Annotated in this window: 20 protein-coding genes and 1 pseudogene; 10 read left to right on the forward strand and 11 right to left on the reverse strand. The window is 67.1% G+C overall.

Annotation, left to right across the window (positions count from 1 at the left end):
• From ACS5PV_RS29500 to ACS5PV_RS29535, 8 genes and pseudogenes are all read left to right on the forward strand, one after another.
• A pseudogene (locus ACS5PV_RS29500) lies at window positions 1-760 on the forward strand (hypothetical protein); the annotation flags it as partial.
• 35 nt (window positions 761-795) lie between these two features.
• Window positions 796-990: a hypothetical protein gene (locus ACS5PV_RS29505; RefSeq protein WP_455398896.1), complete on the forward strand. Its 195-nt coding sequence runs from the start codon at window positions 796-798 to the stop codon at window positions 988-990.
• The gene (locus ACS5PV_RS29510) at window positions 990-1,769 is read left to right on the forward strand and encodes a peptidoglycan recognition protein family protein (protein WP_455398897.1); all 780 of its coding nucleotides are present in this window, start codon (window positions 990-992) and stop codon (window positions 1,767-1,769) included. Before ACS5PV_RS29505 ends, ACS5PV_RS29510 begins: the two co-directional genes overlap by 1 nt.
• 94 nt (window positions 1,770-1,863) lie before the next feature.
• On the forward strand, window positions 1,864-2,397 hold the full coding sequence (locus ACS5PV_RS29515; protein WP_455398898.1) for a hypothetical protein: 534 nt from the start codon (window positions 1,864-1,866) through the stop codon (window positions 2,395-2,397).
• The gene (locus ACS5PV_RS29520) at window positions 2,397-2,651 is read left to right on the forward strand and encodes a hypothetical protein (RefSeq protein WP_455398899.1); all 255 of its coding nucleotides are present in this window, start codon (window positions 2,397-2,399) and stop codon (window positions 2,649-2,651) included. The genes ACS5PV_RS29515 and ACS5PV_RS29520 overlap by 1 nt, the downstream gene beginning before the upstream one ends.
• Window positions 2,652-2,653: 2 nt before the next feature.
• Window positions 2,654-2,854 (forward strand): hypothetical protein, encoded by a 201-nt coding sequence (locus tag ACS5PV_RS29525; RefSeq protein WP_455398900.1) that lies wholly within the window; start codon window positions 2,654-2,656, stop codon window positions 2,852-2,854.
• 3 nt (window positions 2,855-2,857) lie between these two features.
• Window positions 2,858-3,382 carry a hypothetical protein gene (locus ACS5PV_RS29530; protein WP_455398901.1) on the forward strand — a complete coding sequence of 175 codons (525 nt, stop codon included), beginning with the start codon at window positions 2,858-2,860 and terminating at the stop codon, window positions 3,380-3,382.
• Between the two features lie 300 nt (window positions 3,383-3,682).
• Window positions 3,683-4,198, forward strand: coding sequence for a hypothetical protein (locus tag ACS5PV_RS29535; RefSeq protein WP_455398902.1), 516 nt, complete (start codon window positions 3,683-3,685; stop codon window positions 4,196-4,198).
• A 295-nt stretch (window positions 4,199-4,493) separates the two neighbouring features.
• On the opposite strand, the gene ACS5PV_RS29540 is transcribed toward ACS5PV_RS29535, so the two are convergent.
• From ACS5PV_RS29540 to ACS5PV_RS29565, 6 genes are all read right to left on the reverse strand, one after another.
• Window positions 4,494-4,832: a hypothetical protein gene (locus ACS5PV_RS29540; protein ID WP_455398903.1), complete on the reverse strand. Its 339-nt coding sequence runs from the start codon at window positions 4,830-4,832 to the stop codon at window positions 4,494-4,496.
• Between the two features lie 309 nt (window positions 4,833-5,141).
• Window positions 5,142-5,597, reverse strand: coding sequence for a DUF6941 family protein (locus ACS5PV_RS29545; RefSeq protein WP_455398904.1), 456 nt, complete (start codon window positions 5,595-5,597; stop codon window positions 5,142-5,144).
• Entirely contained in the window at window positions 5,587-6,006 is a 420-nt protein-coding gene (locus ACS5PV_RS29550) for a helix-turn-helix transcriptional regulator (RefSeq protein WP_455398905.1), read from the reverse strand. The genes ACS5PV_RS29545 and ACS5PV_RS29550 overlap by 11 nt, the downstream gene beginning before the upstream one ends.
• A complete protein-coding gene (locus tag ACS5PV_RS29555; RefSeq protein ID WP_455398906.1) occupies window positions 5,990-6,481 on the reverse strand; it encodes a hypothetical protein in 492 nt (163 codons plus the stop codon). The genes ACS5PV_RS29550 and ACS5PV_RS29555 overlap by 17 nt, the downstream gene beginning before the upstream one ends.
• Before the next feature lie 80 nt (window positions 6,482-6,561).
• On the reverse strand, window positions 6,562-6,945 hold the full coding sequence (locus ACS5PV_RS29560; protein WP_455398907.1) for a hypothetical protein: 384 nt from the start codon (window positions 6,943-6,945) through the stop codon (window positions 6,562-6,564).
• Between the two features lie 363 nt (window positions 6,946-7,308).
• Entirely contained in the window at window positions 7,309-7,593 is a 285-nt protein-coding gene (locus ACS5PV_RS29565) for a hypothetical protein (protein ID WP_455398908.1), read from the reverse strand.
• Between the two features lie 334 nt (window positions 7,594-7,927).
• Here ACS5PV_RS29565 and ACS5PV_RS29570 point away from each other — a divergent pair, with 334 nt between their 5' ends.
• Entirely contained in the window at window positions 7,928-8,404 is a 477-nt protein-coding gene (locus ACS5PV_RS29570) for an Lrp/AsnC family transcriptional regulator (protein ID WP_093564527.1), read from the forward strand.
• 123 nt (window positions 8,405-8,527) lie between these two features.
• On the opposite strand, the gene ACS5PV_RS29575 is transcribed toward ACS5PV_RS29570, so the two are convergent.
• From ACS5PV_RS29575 to ACS5PV_RS29595, 5 genes are all read right to left on the reverse strand, one after another.
• Window positions 8,528-10,186, reverse strand: coding sequence for an ABC transporter ATP-binding protein (locus ACS5PV_RS29575; RefSeq protein WP_455398909.1), 1,659 nt, complete (start codon window positions 10,184-10,186; stop codon window positions 8,528-8,530).
• Window positions 10,183-11,046 carry an ABC transporter permease gene (locus ACS5PV_RS29580; RefSeq protein WP_455398910.1) on the reverse strand — a complete coding sequence of 288 codons (864 nt, stop codon included), beginning with the start codon at window positions 11,044-11,046 and terminating at the stop codon, window positions 10,183-10,185. The genes ACS5PV_RS29575 and ACS5PV_RS29580 overlap by 4 nt, the downstream gene beginning before the upstream one ends.
• Entirely contained in the window at window positions 11,043-11,999 is a 957-nt protein-coding gene (locus tag ACS5PV_RS29585; RefSeq protein WP_455398911.1) for an ABC transporter permease, read from the reverse strand. Before ACS5PV_RS29585 ends, ACS5PV_RS29580 begins: the two co-directional genes overlap by 4 nt.
• A 73-nt stretch (window positions 12,000-12,072) precedes the next feature.
• Window positions 12,073-13,683: an ABC transporter substrate-binding protein gene (locus ACS5PV_RS29590; RefSeq protein WP_455398912.1), complete on the reverse strand. Its 1,611-nt coding sequence runs from the start codon at window positions 13,681-13,683 to the stop codon at window positions 12,073-12,075.
• 1,184 nt (window positions 13,684-14,867) lie between these two features.
• Window positions 14,868-15,224 (reverse strand): cupin domain-containing protein, encoded by a 357-nt coding sequence (locus tag ACS5PV_RS29595; RefSeq protein WP_455398913.1) that lies wholly within the window; start codon window positions 15,222-15,224, stop codon window positions 14,868-14,870.
• Between the two features lie 312 nt (window positions 15,225-15,536).
• Between ACS5PV_RS29595 and ACS5PV_RS29600 the strand changes: the two genes are divergently transcribed.
• Entirely contained in the window at window positions 15,537-16,418 is an 882-nt protein-coding gene (locus ACS5PV_RS29600; RefSeq protein ID WP_455398914.1) for a GNAT family N-acetyltransferase, read from the forward strand.
• The last annotated feature ends 26 nt before the right edge of the window (window positions 16,419-16,444 follow it).

Genomic DNA, 16,444 nt, shown 5'->3' on the forward strand with positions numbered 1-16,444 from the left:
GGCTTTCAACCGGGGCATCGTCCTGGACGGCCTCTACGACTTCTCGCACATCACCACGCTGCACTGCTGGCCGTGGGATGTAGCTATGAACGGCACACTGCTGACCGTTGCGACGGACGGCAATTCGGTGTGCGCCGAGCTGGGCCGGATCGACGGCTTGGACATCAAGACCGCGAACCTCTACGGATCGAGCCTGCTCGGCAACGCCAACGGCACGAACGGCGCAGCGCGCCAGATCGGCCTCCTCCAGCTCGACGGCGACGCCGCCTATTTCCGCAATCTCGCGGGCGACTTCCACATCGGCATCCTGTCCTCGACGGCGGGCGGCACGCTGGGCATCCCGAAGGTGCGTTGGGACGGCGGCGAAGGGCTTGTCGCCAACATCCGGCTCTGGGGTGCGAACAACGCGCCGCAGCTCGCGGTCTACGGCGGGCAGTTCAACGCCTCGGGCGGTTCGATCCAGGACATTGGGACTGCGGTGACCGTGCTCGCAGCCGGCGGCACGACGATGCTGAACGGCGTGATGTTCAACACCAGCCCGACCCCGAACCAGGGCACCCGCGTGAACCCTGTCGTCCAGCAGACGGCCGGCCTCATCCACATGGTCGGAACCCGCTGGAACCGGATCGCGGGCAACACCGTCACGCTGCTCCAGATCCAGAACGACAGCCCGTTCCACTACGTCGTTGCCAACGCCTTCAACGGTGCGGGCTTCGTGAAGCCGTCGGGCACGCTCAACGGCACCTACGCGCCGAACTGACGCCGCGTCCCACCCCTCACAATCCGGAGATCCCGATGACCGTGAGCCATCCCGCGGAGCGCGCCCGCGCGCCCGACGATCACGATCACGCCGACGGCTGCCTGTGCGGCCTCGACCACGGCGAGCACGACGCGACGCTGGACCACGACTTGCCGGCAGCTGAGGGCGGCGTGGAGGCGCCCCGCAAGCGGCGCCAGCGCGCAACACGCACCAGCACAGGAGAGGCGTGATGCCGAACGCAACCTGGCTCGCAGACGTGCTGCGCGCCGCCGGCCTCAAAGTCGCCGAGGTCGCGGGCTGGCAGACCCGTGGCCATGCCGAGCTCGGCACGATCCGGATGGTGATGCTGCACCACACGGCGGGCCCGAAGACCGGCAACATGCCGTCGCTCACCACCGTCACCAAGGGGCGGCCCGATCTCGCCGGACCGCTCTGCAACGTCGCACTCGGCCGGGATGGTACCTGCTACGTCGTGGCGGCCGGGCTCGCCTACCATGCCGGCCCGGGCGCCTGGCAGGGGATTAAGGCCGGCAACTCCTCGAGCATCGGCGTCGAGGCCGAGAACACGGGCGTCGGCGAGCCGTGGCCCGAGGTGCAGCTGGACGCCTACGCCCGGCTCTGTGCCGCGGTCCTGTCCCATGTCGGCGCGCAGCCGATCATGGCGGTGGCACACCGGGAATGGGCGCTGCCGAAGGGCCGCAAGATCGACCCCGCGGGGATCGACATGACGGCGTTCCGCGCCAGGGTCGCTGGCATCATGAACGGCGCTCCGGTGCGGCCGCTCGTGCCGGCGAAGGATGCGACCGGTCGGCCGACGCTTCGACGCGGCGCCAGCGGCGAGGCCGTTCGCACCATGCAGGCGGCGATCGGCGTCACCGTCGATGGCGTCTTCGGCGCCCTGACCGAGGCGAGCGTGCGTGCCTACCAGCGGGCGCACGGGATCGTCGCCGATGGCATCTGCGGCCCCGGCACCTGGGCGGCGATCGACGGCGCCAAGGCGCCGGCCTGAACGACCCGCGCCCTGTCTAATCCCGGAAAAATTATTCCGGATTCATTCCCGCGCCGGCCGGGTCAGCCGAGCTCCCCACAATCAGGACACCATCATGCCCCGCATCTTCCTCGCGGCGCTGGCGCTCGCCTGCGTCTGCTCTCCGGCCTTCGCCCAGGCTACCGCCACCGTCGCCCAGCCGGCGACCGACACCGCGGTGGTCACCGTGCCGCTCGGCACCTGGATCGCCTCCTACGCGGCCGCGTTCCAGGAAGCCGTGGTGGCGATCATCATGGCGGTGGTGACCTACGCCTGCCGTCGATTGCCCACCACGATCGGCGCCCTGGTCAAGGGCATCGTCACCCAGCAGCTCGTCGAGAAGGCCATCGCGTTCGGGATGAACACGGTGGCGGGCGCGACCAAGGACCGGGCGCTCTCGTTCGATGTCGGCAACGCCGTACTCGCCAACGCGCTGAATTACGTCGTGCAGCACGCGCCCGGCTGGCTGATCTCCTGGACCGGCGGCGTCAACGCGATCCGGGACCACATCATCGCCCTGCTGCCGGTCGAGGAGGGCGCCTCCCTGGCCACCAGCACACCGACCGCGGCCGGGCCGACCACGACGGCGCCGACCGTCAAGGCGGGCTGATGTTCAGCCTTTCGGCCATCGGCACCTACCTCGCCGGGCTGATCGCCCGAACAGCCGGCGAGGCCGCGGTTAACGCGTTCATCCGGTGGGTGGACGGGATGCGCGCGGCCGAGGCGCAGCGCGAGGTGGGGGCGGCGCAGCAACACGCCTCCTCCCGCGCCGAAGCGGAGCGCCAGGAGGCCGCCGCCCGGGCTGCGGCCGATGCCACCGCGGCCGCACCCGAGGATCCGGCTGACCCGTTTAAAAGGGACTGACCATGACGCTCACCTGCACCGGCGTGGCGTTCCTGTTCGCACAGATGACCTGCACCTCGCCCGAAATCCAGGTGGACGCGGCGCGCTGGTGCGTGGTCGCCAGGCCAATCACCTATTCGAGCCGGGACACGCCGGAGACGCGTCGGCAGGTCCGGGCGCACAATGCCAAGTGGACCGCGGTGTGCGGCGCGGGCCGGCGGTAGACGATGGACCTGATCGCCGTCGCCATGGCCGACACCCCTGGCCTGCCGCCCGGGGTCGAGGAGGCTGCTAAGCGTCTCGCCACCGACGGCGGAATCACCGGCGCGCTCCTGGTGCTCGCCCTCGCCGCGATCCTCGGCCTGTGGTGGGAGATGCGCCGGCGCGACGCCCAGGCCGCCACGCGCCTTGAGGTCGTGCAGAAGGCGCACGAAGAGCAGCGCGAGGACTGGCAGCGGCAGACCGAGGCACTGCACGAGCGCCGGTTCGTCGACATGCAGCAGGTGCTCAACGCCCTGAATTCGAACACCGGCGCGCTCAACGTCATCAGCCAGACCCAGGCCGACCGGACCGCGTCCTTGCGCGAGGTCGGCCAGGGCATCCACGACCTGATCCTGATCGCTCGGGGCAACTCCGATGCGCTGCGCGGCCTCCAGAGCACCGTGACGGCGAACGGTACCGCGATCGAGCGGTTGGTCTGGCACGGTGGCATTGCCCGTCCCTCGCCCACCCCGCCGCCCGGGGGCGCCTGATGGGAGTGATCCGCGCCATGCTCACTTGGATCCGGCAGTCGCCACCCCCGCCACCGTGCGGGGCGTGCCCTTGGGCGCCGCCCCGTGCTGAGATCCGCGAGAGATCCGCCGAGCTCGAGCGGGCGCTGGCCCGGTCCAGCAATGCGAATGACCGGGCTGCCATGGGCATCGTCGCCACGGCCGGCCAGGCCATGAAAAATGAGAGCCGCATCCAGGCGATGCTGCGCGGCGTGCTGGAGGAGGTCGACCGGGATGTGGACCGCGGTTAGGCGGGTACTATGGCGGCCCACGGCGTGGGCCATGGTGTCTCTTGGGCTGGCGTACTGGGCGCTCGCCTGGGCCACCCCTTATCGGCCCCTCAACGAGCTCATCATCGCCATCGCGACCGGGTTCTGCGCGGTTGGCAGCATCTCCTACCTGCCGGCGGCGATGCGGGTGCTGCTCGCGCCCCACTGGCCGGAGCGCGACCAGCGTGCCGTTCTGGCGGTGTGGCTCATCATGTTCTCGGTCGCGGTCAACGCGCTGTGGTCGGTGTTCTGGCGGCTATCCGGGCAGCCTTCCTATCTCGTGAACAACGCGCTCTACGACGGTTGGCGGATCGGCATCATCGTTGGGATCGGCGCGCTGGTGCAGGGGCCCAACCTGTTCGGGCGCGGCGTGACGCCGGCGGGCCGCTGGACCCTAGCCCTGGCTTGGGCGGTGGCGATCGGCATCGTGCTCTACCTCACGATCGTCAGCCCAGAACTCGATTGGCTGGCCGCCGCGGTTCGGCCCTGGCTCGACAACGGCGTGGGCTACGGGTCCGAGACGCCATAGCTGGAACCCGCCTCACCGCCAGCCCGTTGGCCACGCGTCTCCTCGGAAACGAGGCCCCCGCCTCCAGCCCCGCCGGCAGCCGTCGAGCGGGGCTTTTTCGTCGGTGCTCCGTTCCGCCGAGGACGCTCGTTCCACCGGTATATCCGTTGCGCCCTGAAAAGCATCGTGCCATGAATATCTTGTGAGAAGAGTGTTCCCCGCATGCGCGGGGATGAACCGATCGGCAACACCCTCAACATCCGCCTGCCGAGGTGTTCCCCGCAGGCGCGGGGATTGATGCCTCAGCCCGCCCGGGTCATCCCGCGGCGGGCTTTTTGCTGTCCCGGCCCGGCCACGGCTTCACCTCCATCTTCCATCCGGTCTCTGCGGAGAGCCGGGCGTAGTAGGCCTCGATGTCCATCATCACGCCGACGCGCCGACCATTGCAGGCCGAACAGCGCAGGTGGAGCGCAATGTCGGGGAACGGAAGGTCGTCCGGGAACCGGTCGGTGCTGATCGTCGCATCGTGCCGGCAGTCGTGGCACCAGACCCAGGCTGTCGTATCGCCCTGCGCCCGGCAGTCCTTGAGGGTCGGCGGCGCGATCTCGCGCCCCTCCTCGTCGTAGGCCCGGCGGGGGCTGCGGTCGCGCCTCACCCCTCGTCCTTGACGTACATCGCCACGAAGTCCCGTGCTCGGTCGTAGGCCGTCCGGATCAGCCCCTCGTCGAGAGGGTCGGCTGGGTCTAGATCCGCCCAAGCAGGCCACCATGTGTGTCGCTCGCGCGAGTGCTCGTGCAGCCACTAGGCGATGAGGTGGACAGGCCGAGGTCGGTTGGTAGATGTGTCGCCGCCGGTTCACCTATCAAGCCATCTTACCAGTCGTCATGCAACAATGAACAAAGAGACGATGGAATTAATAATTACTATCAAAGCCATATTAAATGTCTAATTGCCATCTAATTTATTAAGAATGCGCCTTCAAAATTCTAATAGCTCCGGCTTTTATAGTTTCTCCATTTATATTTAATCTTACTTTTACAAATCCTTCTTGCTTTATTTCAAAGGGCGAGAGAACAATGTGCTGGAGTAGTTTATAATGCGGTGGCACGTCTAAGTCACTGTGATCTCGTTCGGTCATTATGTCTTCTGTCCTAACATGACTAGGGTGCGATATCGTGGGAATATCTTCATCTCCAGGAATGAATATCTGCAAATTTATATCGAGATTTTTCGGCTTATCTCTCGGAAGCACAACGACAGTCATCATACCAAACTTAGGTATAATAACCGGAAATTCAGGAATAATAATATTTTTCTGTATTGCGCCAACAATAGTTAATGACCCGCCTACTTCCTGGCGAATATCTTCACAGAAAATAGTAGTGCCATACGGTATGAAAGATTTTGCTTTATTGGGCATTTTCGAGCACCGCTGTTTCAGCTTTCGTCACTTTTGATTTTGTCGAAGTCCAATTACCAATAGATTTTGATGATGCGCCGATAATAGACGATGGTTTTCCAGCTGCCTGTTGAGGAGGGGCTGCTTCAAAAAAATTACCATCATCGATATCTTCAAACTTGATGGTTGCCCTTTTGTTAAGAGCCCAAGCTAATTCACCAATAGTTTTTAAGCTAAGATTTTCTTTCCCAAGAAGCCACCGATTGACAACAGAGCGATGTTTGAGCCCAAGTTTTTGCGCAAGCGCCTGCTGCGTAAGACCATGCTGCTTCTTTTCTTTTGAAAAAGCTCGCTGAATTTCCCGAACAGTACGTTCGATAAGGCTGGCGCCAGCTAAAGACTTGTCGTCAGAATCAAGTTGAAATGACATCGCGAACATCCTTTGAGTTGATGAACTTAGGCTCGTCCAGATTCAAAGCATCTCGTTCTGTCACCACTTTATCGATACGTTCCCCGTACCTTGGCTTCAGGTTTTGCTTCAAATAGTTGGCATCACCACCAATGCTTGCAACAAATGTGTCGTGCTCCACAAACCAACCAAAAATTCTAACGTCTCCAGTTTTAAATTCCCAAACTCCATCGCCCCAGGGAGTAAGAATTTTGAATTGGCGCTCATATTCCAGAGATTCACCCGCTCGATATGCGCGCATGAGTACCGTTATCTGGTCGCTTGCCCGAACCAGCCCACCCCAGTGAGTTGCTTGGATCTTTGGAAGATCACCCTGCGCCCACAGCTTGAACTGCGCAGTCACGAATATCCGTCTGCAGGGCTGCTGGCGTCCCTCGAGTTTCACGTCCCATGGCGTCAGCCCTCCCCCCCTAACCAGCTCGGCGATGGTTGCCATATAGGTCTACTTCTTACAAGGGCAATCGGCAGTTTGCTCCTGCGGATCTGCGTTGCAACCTACTAGGCTCCGCCTTCGCGTCAAAGTGAGACAGCCCTTGTTCCGCTGCTCTCCCATACCGGCACCATGCCCGGCATCTTCACCGACTCCAGCCGCCAGGCCCGCCCATTCCCGATCCGGATCCACTCGTCGGCGACCTCGGTCACGTCGCGGGTGCAGGGGATCAGGACCCCGCAGAAGTCGCCGCGGATCGCGCCGAGGTCCGGGCTCACGCCAAACAGGTGGGTCGTCTCCCACCCCGCCGCGTGCGCCTGCATTCCCCAGCGCTCAATGAATGCCGTGCAGCGCTCATGCGTCTCGCGCCATTCGTCGGGGCGGAGGCCGCGGCACGGGACGACGCCGGGGGAGAGGCTGGCGAAGCCCTTGGACCATTCGAGGACGGTGGGTGGGATGGTGAGGGTCATGCAGCATGGTCTAACCGGCCGCGCCTTCGCGATGAAGGGGCCGGCGACAGAAACGCTACAGATTGGCGTGAACCGACCGCGAACATTCCGGGGTGATCGGAGGCGCTTCGCGTTGATTTTGCTGGATAATTTTGGCGAGCCGGACGTTATGAGCGGTCGGCTCTAACCATTGAGCTACAGGCCCTCGGTCCTCGTCTTCTGTCTCCGCACACTCAGGCGACAGAGTCGGCGACGCGAGACCTGCCCGTAGGTACCCGGGGAGTGCGGCGCCGGCAAGCCCCCTTGCCACACCCGTCGCGCGTGTTCGGTGGTGGCCGGCCTGAGCGGCGGATGGGCGATTCAGGGACCGGCCCGGTCGATGGGTCAGCGCGCGGCCTGCTCCATCCCCGACGACGAGGCGAAGCCCATCGTGTCCTTCTCGGCCTCTCCCATCGAGGCGCCCACATGCATCAGGGGGCGGCTGCCGGTCCGCGGCGCGGCCGGCAGGGCGGCTTCGGGCTGGGCGCAGAACAGCCCGACCGTGTCCTTCTCCGGGTTCCCGGTGGTCGCGCCGACGCGCATCGGCAGGTAAAGCGGGCAGCGCGCCGCCGCGGGAACCATGTAGCCGACGATCAACAAGGCCGCGAGCGGCGCAGCGAGCACGCGCATTCATCCCTCCCGGGGTCTCGATTATTGTCTGCAAGCCGAGAGACTGCATGGTCTATGCGGCCGATCGGCCATCTTCTATCCGCCAATTCGCGCTCGCTCGCGTCCTCAGATTGAACGACATCGCTGTGTCGTCTGAAGCACCGGGCCGGAAACCGCGTCGGGCCGGGACGCCACTGCCGCGGCCCGGTGGCATTTCATGCCGCGGGAGACGAAACGGAAGGCGAATGTGCCGGACACGGCCGCGTTCGCTCGATTGCGGGGCGTGGCAAAAGCGGCAAGAATCCGCCAAGCCTCCTTCAAGCCTCCGCGCCGCCGCCGAACCAGACAGACCCCGATGAAGCTCGACAGGATCGATCTGAAAATCCTCTCCGAACTGCAGAAGAACGGCCGCATCACCAATGTCGAGCTCGCCGAACGGGTGAACCTGTCCCCGAGCCCGTGCCTGATGCGGGTGAAGAAGCTGCAGAGCGAAGGCTACATCGCGAACTACTCGGCGCAGATCAACCTGTCGAAGCTCGGCCAGGCCCTGACCGTCTTCACCGAGGTGACGCTGAAGAACCACCGCCAGGCCGACTTCGCCCGGTTCCTGGCGGCGATCGAGAAGATCGACTCGGTGATGGAGTGCCACCTGATCTCGGGCGGCTACGACTACCTGCTCAAGTTCGTCACCGTCGACGTCATCGAGTACCAGACGACGATGGAGCGGCTGCTCGACCTCGACATCGGCATCGAGCAGTATTTCAGCTTCGTCGTGCTGAAGTCGCCGATCGTGCGGTCGTACCTGCCGCTCGACACGATGTTCCGGCTCTGACGACCGCGCCCGGGGGCCCCGGGCGCGGAAGGCACCCTCCGATCGCGGCGCGATCGGAGGGTGCCTTGGGTCTTGTTGCCGCATACCATCGACGAACCGGTATCCGCTTCGCCGGACAATGCTCTAACGCTGCGCGAAGGCCCGGGTGAGCGCGGGATCCTGCGTCAGGCCGTCGAGCCAGCCGGTGCGCAGCTGCGGCACCGAGGAGAAAAGCAGCCGCGAATAGGGCTCGGTCGGCTGCCCGTCGTTCACGCCGGGGCGCAGCTGCTCGACCTTCTCGCCCTTGTACATCACCACCACCTCGTCGCAGACCGCCCGCACGGTCTCGATGTCGTGGCTGATGAACAGGTAGGACAGCGACAGTTCGCGCTGCAATTCCTTCAGGAGATCGATGATCGCGGCGGCCACCACCGTGTCGAGGGCCGAGGTGATCTCATCGCACAGGATCAGCCGGGCATCCGCCGCGAGTGCCCGGGCGAGGTTGACGCGCTGCTTCTGCCCGCCGGACAACTCGCCGGGGCGGCGATGGCGCAAGGGCCGGGGCAGCCGCACCATGTCGAGCAGCTGCTCGATCCGCGCCTCGCGCTCCCGCCCGCCCATGCCGTGGTAGAAGGCGAGCGGCCTGCCTAAGATCTCGCCGACCGACTGGTGCGGGTTGAGCGCGGTGTCGGCGGACTGGAACACGATCTGGAGGTCGCGCAGGTCCTCGCGGCGGCGCTTGCGGAAGTCGGGGGCGAGCGTCCGGCCATCGAGCCGGATCTCGCCCCTGGCCGCCGGCAGGATGCCGGCGATGACCCGGGCCAGCGTGGACTTGCCGCAGCCCGATTCGCCGACGATGCCGAGGTTGCGCCCGCGCGCCAGCGTCAGGTCGACGCCCTTGAGGATGCGGAGCGCCGGCAGGCCCTCGGCGTCGGGACGGCCGTAGCCCGCCACCACGTCGCGCACCACGAGGAGCGGCGCCTCGTCCTGGTCGAGGGGGGTCGCGCGCGGCGCGGCGGCCGGGCGGAAGGCCGCCAACAACTCGCGGGTGTAGGGGTGCTGGGGGCGCTCGAGGATGTCGGCGGTGCGGCCCTCCTCCCGGATCTCGCCATGGCGCAGCACGATGATCCGGTCGGCGATCTGCGCCACCACCGCGAGGTCGTGCGAGACGTAGACGCCGGCGATGCCGCCTTTTCGCATCACCGACTTGAAGGCGCGCAGGACCTCGACCTGGGTGGTGACGTCGAGAGCCGTCGTCGGCTCGTCGAATATCACGAGCTTGGGGTCGCCGATCAGCGCCATCGCGGCCGACAGGCGCTGGAGCTGGCCGCCGGAGACCTGGTGGGGATAGCGCTCGCCGATCGTGTCGGGGTTCGGCAGCGCGAGCGCGCGAAACAGCGCGACCGCCTTGGCGCGGGCTTGCGGCACCGGCATCGTCCCGTGGATGCGCACGACCTCGACCACCTGGTCCATGATCGTGTGGGCGGGGTTGAAGGCGGCGGCCGCGCTCTGGGGCACGTAGGAGACGAGCGAGCCGCGCATCTGCGCCCGCCGGCTCTCGGGCAGGGCGTTCATCGCGACGCCGTCGAGGGTGACGGTACCGCCGGTGACGCGGCAGCCGGGCCGGGTGTAGCCCATCAGGTCGAGGGCGATCGTGGTCTTGCCCGAGCCGCTCTCGCCGATCAGGGCGACGATCTCGCCCTCGTCGATGTCGAACGAGACGCCGCGGATGATCTCGACCTTGCGGCCGGAATCGGTGCGCGCCTCGATCCTCAGGTCGCGGACTTCGACGAGGCGGCTCATGCGTCTTCGCTCCGGTCGCGGATCTTCTGGGGCAGGTTGTCGATGAGGAGGTTCACGCTGATCGTCAGGCTGGCGATGGCGAGGAGCGGGAAGATCACCGCCGGCGCCGCGAGCGACAGGCCGCCGATATTCTCCTTCACGAGAGCCCCCCAGTCGGCGTTCGGCGGCTGCACGCCGAGGCCGAGGAACGACATGCTGGAGAGAAGCAGCACGATGAACACGAAGCGCAGGCCGAGATCGGCCAGGACCGGGCCGACGATGCCCGGCAGGATCTCGGCGCGGATCAGGTAGCCGAGCCGCTCGCCGCGCACCCGCGCCACGGTGACGTAGTCCATCGCGTTGACGTTGACGGCGAGCGCCCGGGCGAAGCGGTAGGAGCCGGGGATGTAGATGACGGCGAGCGTCAGGATCAGGACCGGGATCGACGAGCCGACCGCCGCCACCAGGACGAGGGCCAGGATCTTGCTCGGGATCGAGATCAGCGCGTCGAGGAAGCGGCTGAGCGCGGCGTCGAAGAACCCGCCGATCACCGCCGCCGCCATGCCGAGGGTCACGCCCGAGATGCACGCGATGGCGACGGCGGCGAGCGAGATGCCCACCGTGTAGCGGGCGCCGAACAGGATGCGCGAGAGCACGTCGCGGCCGAGATAGTCGGTCCCCATCGGGTAGGCGCCCGAGACGGGCTGGAAGAAGTCGAAATCGACGATCTCGCCGACCGGGTGCGGCGCGATCAGGGGCGCGATCACCGCGACGATCGCCCAGGCGAGGATCACCAGGAAGGCGACCGCGCCGACCGGGCTGATCCGGTAGCCGAGGCGCCGGCGGCGCATCGGCCGCGTGCCGGACAGGGAGACGCTCATGCGTGGCGCAGCCTCGGGTTGGAGACGATGGTGACGATGTCGGCGACCGTGATCAGCAGCAGGTAGGCGAGGCAGAACACCATCGCGCAGCCCTGGATCAGCGGCAGGTCGCGGGTCGACACCGCGTCGAGCATCAGCTTGGCGATGCCCGGGTAGTTGAAGATCGTCTCGACGATGATGACGCCGCCGAGCAGGTACGACAGGGAGAGCGCCACCGCATTGACGATCGGACCGAGCGCGTTCGGCAGGGCGTGGTGCAGCACCATGCGGCGGCGCGAGGCGCCCTTCAGAAGCGCCATCTCGACGTAGGGCGTGTTCAGGGTCTCGATCACCGCGGCCCGCGTCATGCGGATCATCTGCGCCGAGACGACGAAGCTCAGGGTCAGCACCGGCATCGCGTAGGCCTTGAGGAGGCCCGTGAGCGTCGTGACGTCGCCGGTCATCGACAGGGCCGGCAGCCAGCCGAGATAGACCGCGAAGACGATCACCGAGAGCGTCGCGACCATGAACTCGGGCACCGAGATCACCGCGATGGTGAAGACCGCGACGATCCGATCGATGAGCGTGCCGCGCAGGATCGCGGCCGTGATCCCGAGGGTCAGCGCGACCGGCACCGAGATCGCCGCGGTCACACCCGCGAGCTTGAGCGAGTTCGACAGCCGGCCGGCGATCTGCTCGGCGACCGGGATGCCGTTGACGTAGGAGACGCCGAGATCGCCCGTCGCGAGGTTCTTCAGCCAGATCAGGAAGCGCAGGGCGGCGGGCTGGTCGAGATGCATCGCGGTGCGCAGGCCCTTGACCGCCTCGGGCGTCGCCGCCTGGCCGAGCAGGATCTGCACCACGTCCCCGGGCAGGAGCGCGGTCGCGAAGAAGATGACCACGGCGACGATCAGCAGCGTCACCACGGTGACCACCACGCGGCCCGCGACCATGCGGAGGATGAGGGAGTTCATGGGCGAGCCCGCGCTGGCGACGTCGACGAGGTTCGTCCCGGGGGCGGCCATCCGCCCCCGGAACCGGTGGAGTCTACGCCCCGAACCAGGCGTACTCGGCGAGGCCGTAGGCCATCATGCCGCCGAGCGGATTCGCCACCAGCCCCTTCAGCTTGGGCGACACGCCGTCGAGGTTCGACTGGAAGGTCGGGATCACGGTGCCGGCCTCGTTCGCCACCATGGCCTGCATCTCGCCGTAGATCTGCTTGCGCTTGGCCATGTCGAGGGCGCCCCTCGCCTCGAGCAGCATCGCGTCGAACTTCTCCGACTTGTAGCGGCTCTCGTTCCAGGGCGCTGCCGACTGGTAGAACTGCGAGAAGATGATGTCCGGGGTCGGGCGGGCGTTGATGTTGCCGAAGCCGACCGCGTCCTTGAGCCAGTGGTTCGACCAGTAGCCGTCCGAGGGGACGCGGTCGATGACGAGGTTCAGGCCGATCTTGCCGCCGGCCTGCTGGAGCACCGCGGCGTAGTCGGCCGAGCTGCTGGCCGCGTCCGAGGCGACCATGCGGATCTCCTGGCCGAGCACGCCGGCCTTCTGGAACAGGGCCTTCGCCCGCTCAGGGTCGAACTCGCGCTGCTTGAGCTCGGCGTTGAAGTAGGGGCTCCACGGCGGGACCGGCTGGTCGTTGGCGATCTCGGCGAGGCCGCGCAGCACCGACTTCTGGATCACCGGGCGGTTGACCAGATACTTGAAGCCCTCGACCACCCCGGCCTTGTCGCCCGGCGCGAGGTCGAGGCGGATGTTGAGGTTGGTGTAGGTGCCGAGCTTGCTGATGAAGGGGGCGATTGCCGGATTGCCCTCGATGATCCGCAGCGAGCGCGGGTTGAGGTTGGCGCCGACATGGATGTCGCCCGACAGGACCGCGTTGAGGCGCGCCGACTCGTCCGAGATCGCAAAATACTCGAAGGTGTCGAAGTACGGACCCGACGCCTTCCAGTAATTGGTGTTGCGGGCGACGATCGAGCGGACGCCCGGCTTGAACTCCTTCAGCACGAACGGCCCGGTGCCGTTGCCCTTGGTGAAGTCGGTGGTGCCGTCGGCCACGATCATGAAGTGGTGCAGCGCCAGGATCGTCGGCAGGTCGGCGTTGGCGGCGACCAGCGTGATCGTGGCGGTGAGGTCGTCGGCGGCGGTGACGTCGGCGAACTGCTTGGCGATCGTGGCGACCTTCGAGCCGGTGGCGGGGTCGAGGTGGCGCTTGAGCGAGAACGCCACGTCCTTGGCGGTCAGGCTCTTGCCGTCGTGGAAGGTGACGCCCTTGCGCAAGCGGACGGTCCAGGTCTTGGCGTCGGCGCTCTCGACGCTGTCGGCCAGTTCCATCGTCAGCTGGCCGGCCCCGTTGATGTAGGTCAGCCGGTTGTAGAGGGCGCAGCAGCGGGTGTAGTCGGTGGCGTTCGAGGCCTTGGCCGGGTCGAGCGTGTCGGCGGTCGAGGCCGAGAAGCCGGCGATCTTGAGGTGGCCGCCCTTGACCGGCTCGGCGGCGAGCGCGGAGCCTGCGCGGCCGAGGATCGCGGTGCCGGCCGACAGGGCGACGCCGCCCGCCAGCATCATCCTGAGCAATTCGCGCCGGTCGGCACCGCGCCGGATGGCGGCCTCGACCATCGCGTCGTCACCGGGAGTCCAGTTGGCCGTCCTGTCGCTCATCGCAAGTCTCCTGGGGCGACGGTGATCCGTCGTCGGCGGGGGTTCGGGAAGCTCTCACTCGACGCGGGCCGCATCCCGCGACGACGATTCGTGACGAGGGGCGGACGGACCGGTCGTCGAGAGCCCGGGGGCTTTGCGCGACATCCGGTCCTGCGGGCCGTGACGCTGTACCAAGGACCGCTCCGCGCCCGCGGGCGGGAGGGCCGTCCGACGCCGCCGGCGATCCGGGCGGCGGCGGGTGAAATTCCGCGGATGGGGCAAGGCCCGTACCATCCGGTCCCGTCCGGCGCCCTCATCCCCCTGGGATCGGCGCCCGGGTTTTCGATGGGAACAGTGTGGCGGATCCGCCTCGCGATTTGCACCGAAACCGCGGAAGGGGACGGCACAAAATTCCGAATCTGCGGTTCCGGCAAAATTTATGCGGCGGGCGGCCGCGCGGGGCTCCGGCGGCGACGCGGCATGTCCGGCTCTGTTACGGCTTGAGCGGTGCGGAATGTCGTGCAGTCGAAGGCGAGTTCACGGGCTGGTTCCGGCAGAAGAGATCGGGTGGGCGGGCCTGCATCGACTGGCGTGAGCGCCGGATCGGGGATGGCGGCGTCCGACCGGCAACGTTCCTCTACGGATCCTGGATGACGAAATTTGCGAAACGCGCCGCGCCGGGGATGGATGGCGTCGTCGAGGTGGCGGATCACCGGTCCCGGCAGCGCGCCGGCGATACCGGTGGGGAGGTGCGATGCGCAACAATCTGCTGCGGCCGGGACCCTTGCCGTGGGCCGGTCGCGTCCATTCGGTTCACGCCGTCACGCCAGAACCCTTCCCCCTTCTGCGCAGGGCTGCCGTTTCCAGAGGAAGACGCTCCCGAACCCGAGATGTGTGAATGCGGTAGCCCATTCGGGAGAGGGGATCCCGCGCTCGATTCTGATGGGGATTTTCCTCGGACAGCCCTGCGCAGAAGAGGGAGGGTTCGGCGCGGCGACGGTTGCTCTCGCAGCACGCGACTTGCCGTGCCGTGTAGCGTTGGCTGGCGCGCGGGAGCGACCCTACGCGTCATTTCTCTAAGCGATTTTGTTCGGACGGCGCCGCACCGCAGACCGCGAACGAAGCCGCCCCCGCCGCCTGACACGAAAAAGGCGGCCTTCCGGCCGCCTCCCCTTCCCCGACGATGTCGTGCGGTCCGCCCGCGCTCACTCGTAGACGCAGACGTAGATCTTGCGCACCGTGTCGATCGTGCGCCAGATGCCGACGAAGCCGGGCTTCATCACGAAGCTGTCGCCCGCCCGGTAGGTCCTGGTCTCGCCGCCCGTCTCCTCGATCTCGACCAGGCCGGAGAGGATGTGGCAGAACTCGAAGGTGGTGCCCTTGATCGAGTGGGTCTCGCCCGGGGTCGCCTCCCAGATGCCGGTCTTGATCATCCCGTCGCGGGTGTCGTCCTGCGCCCAGGTCTTGAATTCGGGCGAGCCCGAGATCAGGCGCTCGGGCAGCGGCAGGGCTTCCTTGGGGGGAAAGCGCGGGTCGATGTCGAGGGTGACGAGAAGGGACATGCCGGTCTCCTGGACTTTGAAAGCTGGGCTCTGAAGGGTCGGGGGCCGCACCGATCGCCGGCGGGGCGGCGTGCGGCGCGCCGCGCCCGGCGTCCCCCTGGACCGGCTCGACCGTAACGGCGCGAATCCGGGGCTCCTGCCGTAAACCGGCAGGCTTTGCGGCGAAAATTCCGAAAACCGCCCGATCTCCAGCGGAATTGTCGGCGCGGTCCGGGCCATCTTTACGGCGAGCGGTGGCGCCATGACGGTGCGGCGCGGGCCTCGGATCCCGTGACGCGCCCGCAGGGCGCCGGCCGACAAGGAGAGGATGCGGTGACGACGCCCCCGAACACGATGCGGCTGAAGTCCTTCGAGCTCGCGACGCAGGACATCGCCACCGTCGAGGTGGAAGCGCTCCACGGTCTGTCCCTCGGGGTCGAGTGGCCGCACCGCCCGGGCGACTGGGAGGCCCTGCGCGCCCTTGGTCACGGCGTCGCCGCCATCGACGAGATCGGCCGCGTGTTCGGCTCGGCGATGTGGTTTCCCCACGGCGAGGACTGCGCGACGATCGGTATGGTCATCACCTCGCCGCGCCTCCAGACCCATGGCGGCGGGCGCTGGATGATGGAGCGCATCCTGCGGCAATGCGGCGAGCGCCGGCTGATCCTGAACTCGACCCGCGCCGCCTACCGCCTCTACGTCTCGCTCGGCTTCGAGCCGCAGGCGACGGTCTACCAGTGCCAGGGCCACGCGACGCCGGCGCCCGCGCCCCGGCTCGCCGGCGCGGTCGAGGTGCTCGCGCCGGCCGACCTCGACGCGGTCGCGGCGCTCGACGCGGCCGGCTTCGGCGCCGGGCGCCCGCGGCTGATGGCGCAGCTCGCCCGGACCGCCGAGATCCGCGGCCTGCGGCGCGACGGGCGCCTGGTCGGCTACGGCATGCGCCGCGCGTTCGGGCGCGGCACGGTCATCGGCCCGGTCGTGGCGGAGAGCGAGGAGGAGGCCGTCGCCCTCGTCGCCAGCCTGCTCGCCGGCCTCGACGGTCAGTTCGTGCGCCTCGACACCCGCCAGGAGGCCGGCCCGTTGCGGGGCTACCTGGAGGCGGCGGGCCTGCGCCAGTTCGACACCGTGCGGACGCTGACCCGCGGCGCCCCGCTTCCCCTCGTCGAGCCCGGGCGCCCCGGCGTCTACGGCCTGGCGGCGCACGCCCTGAGCTAGCTCCACGCTTCGAACTCCGGCGCGAC

The organism is Methylobacterium sp. Gmos1 (assembly GCF_053764715.1).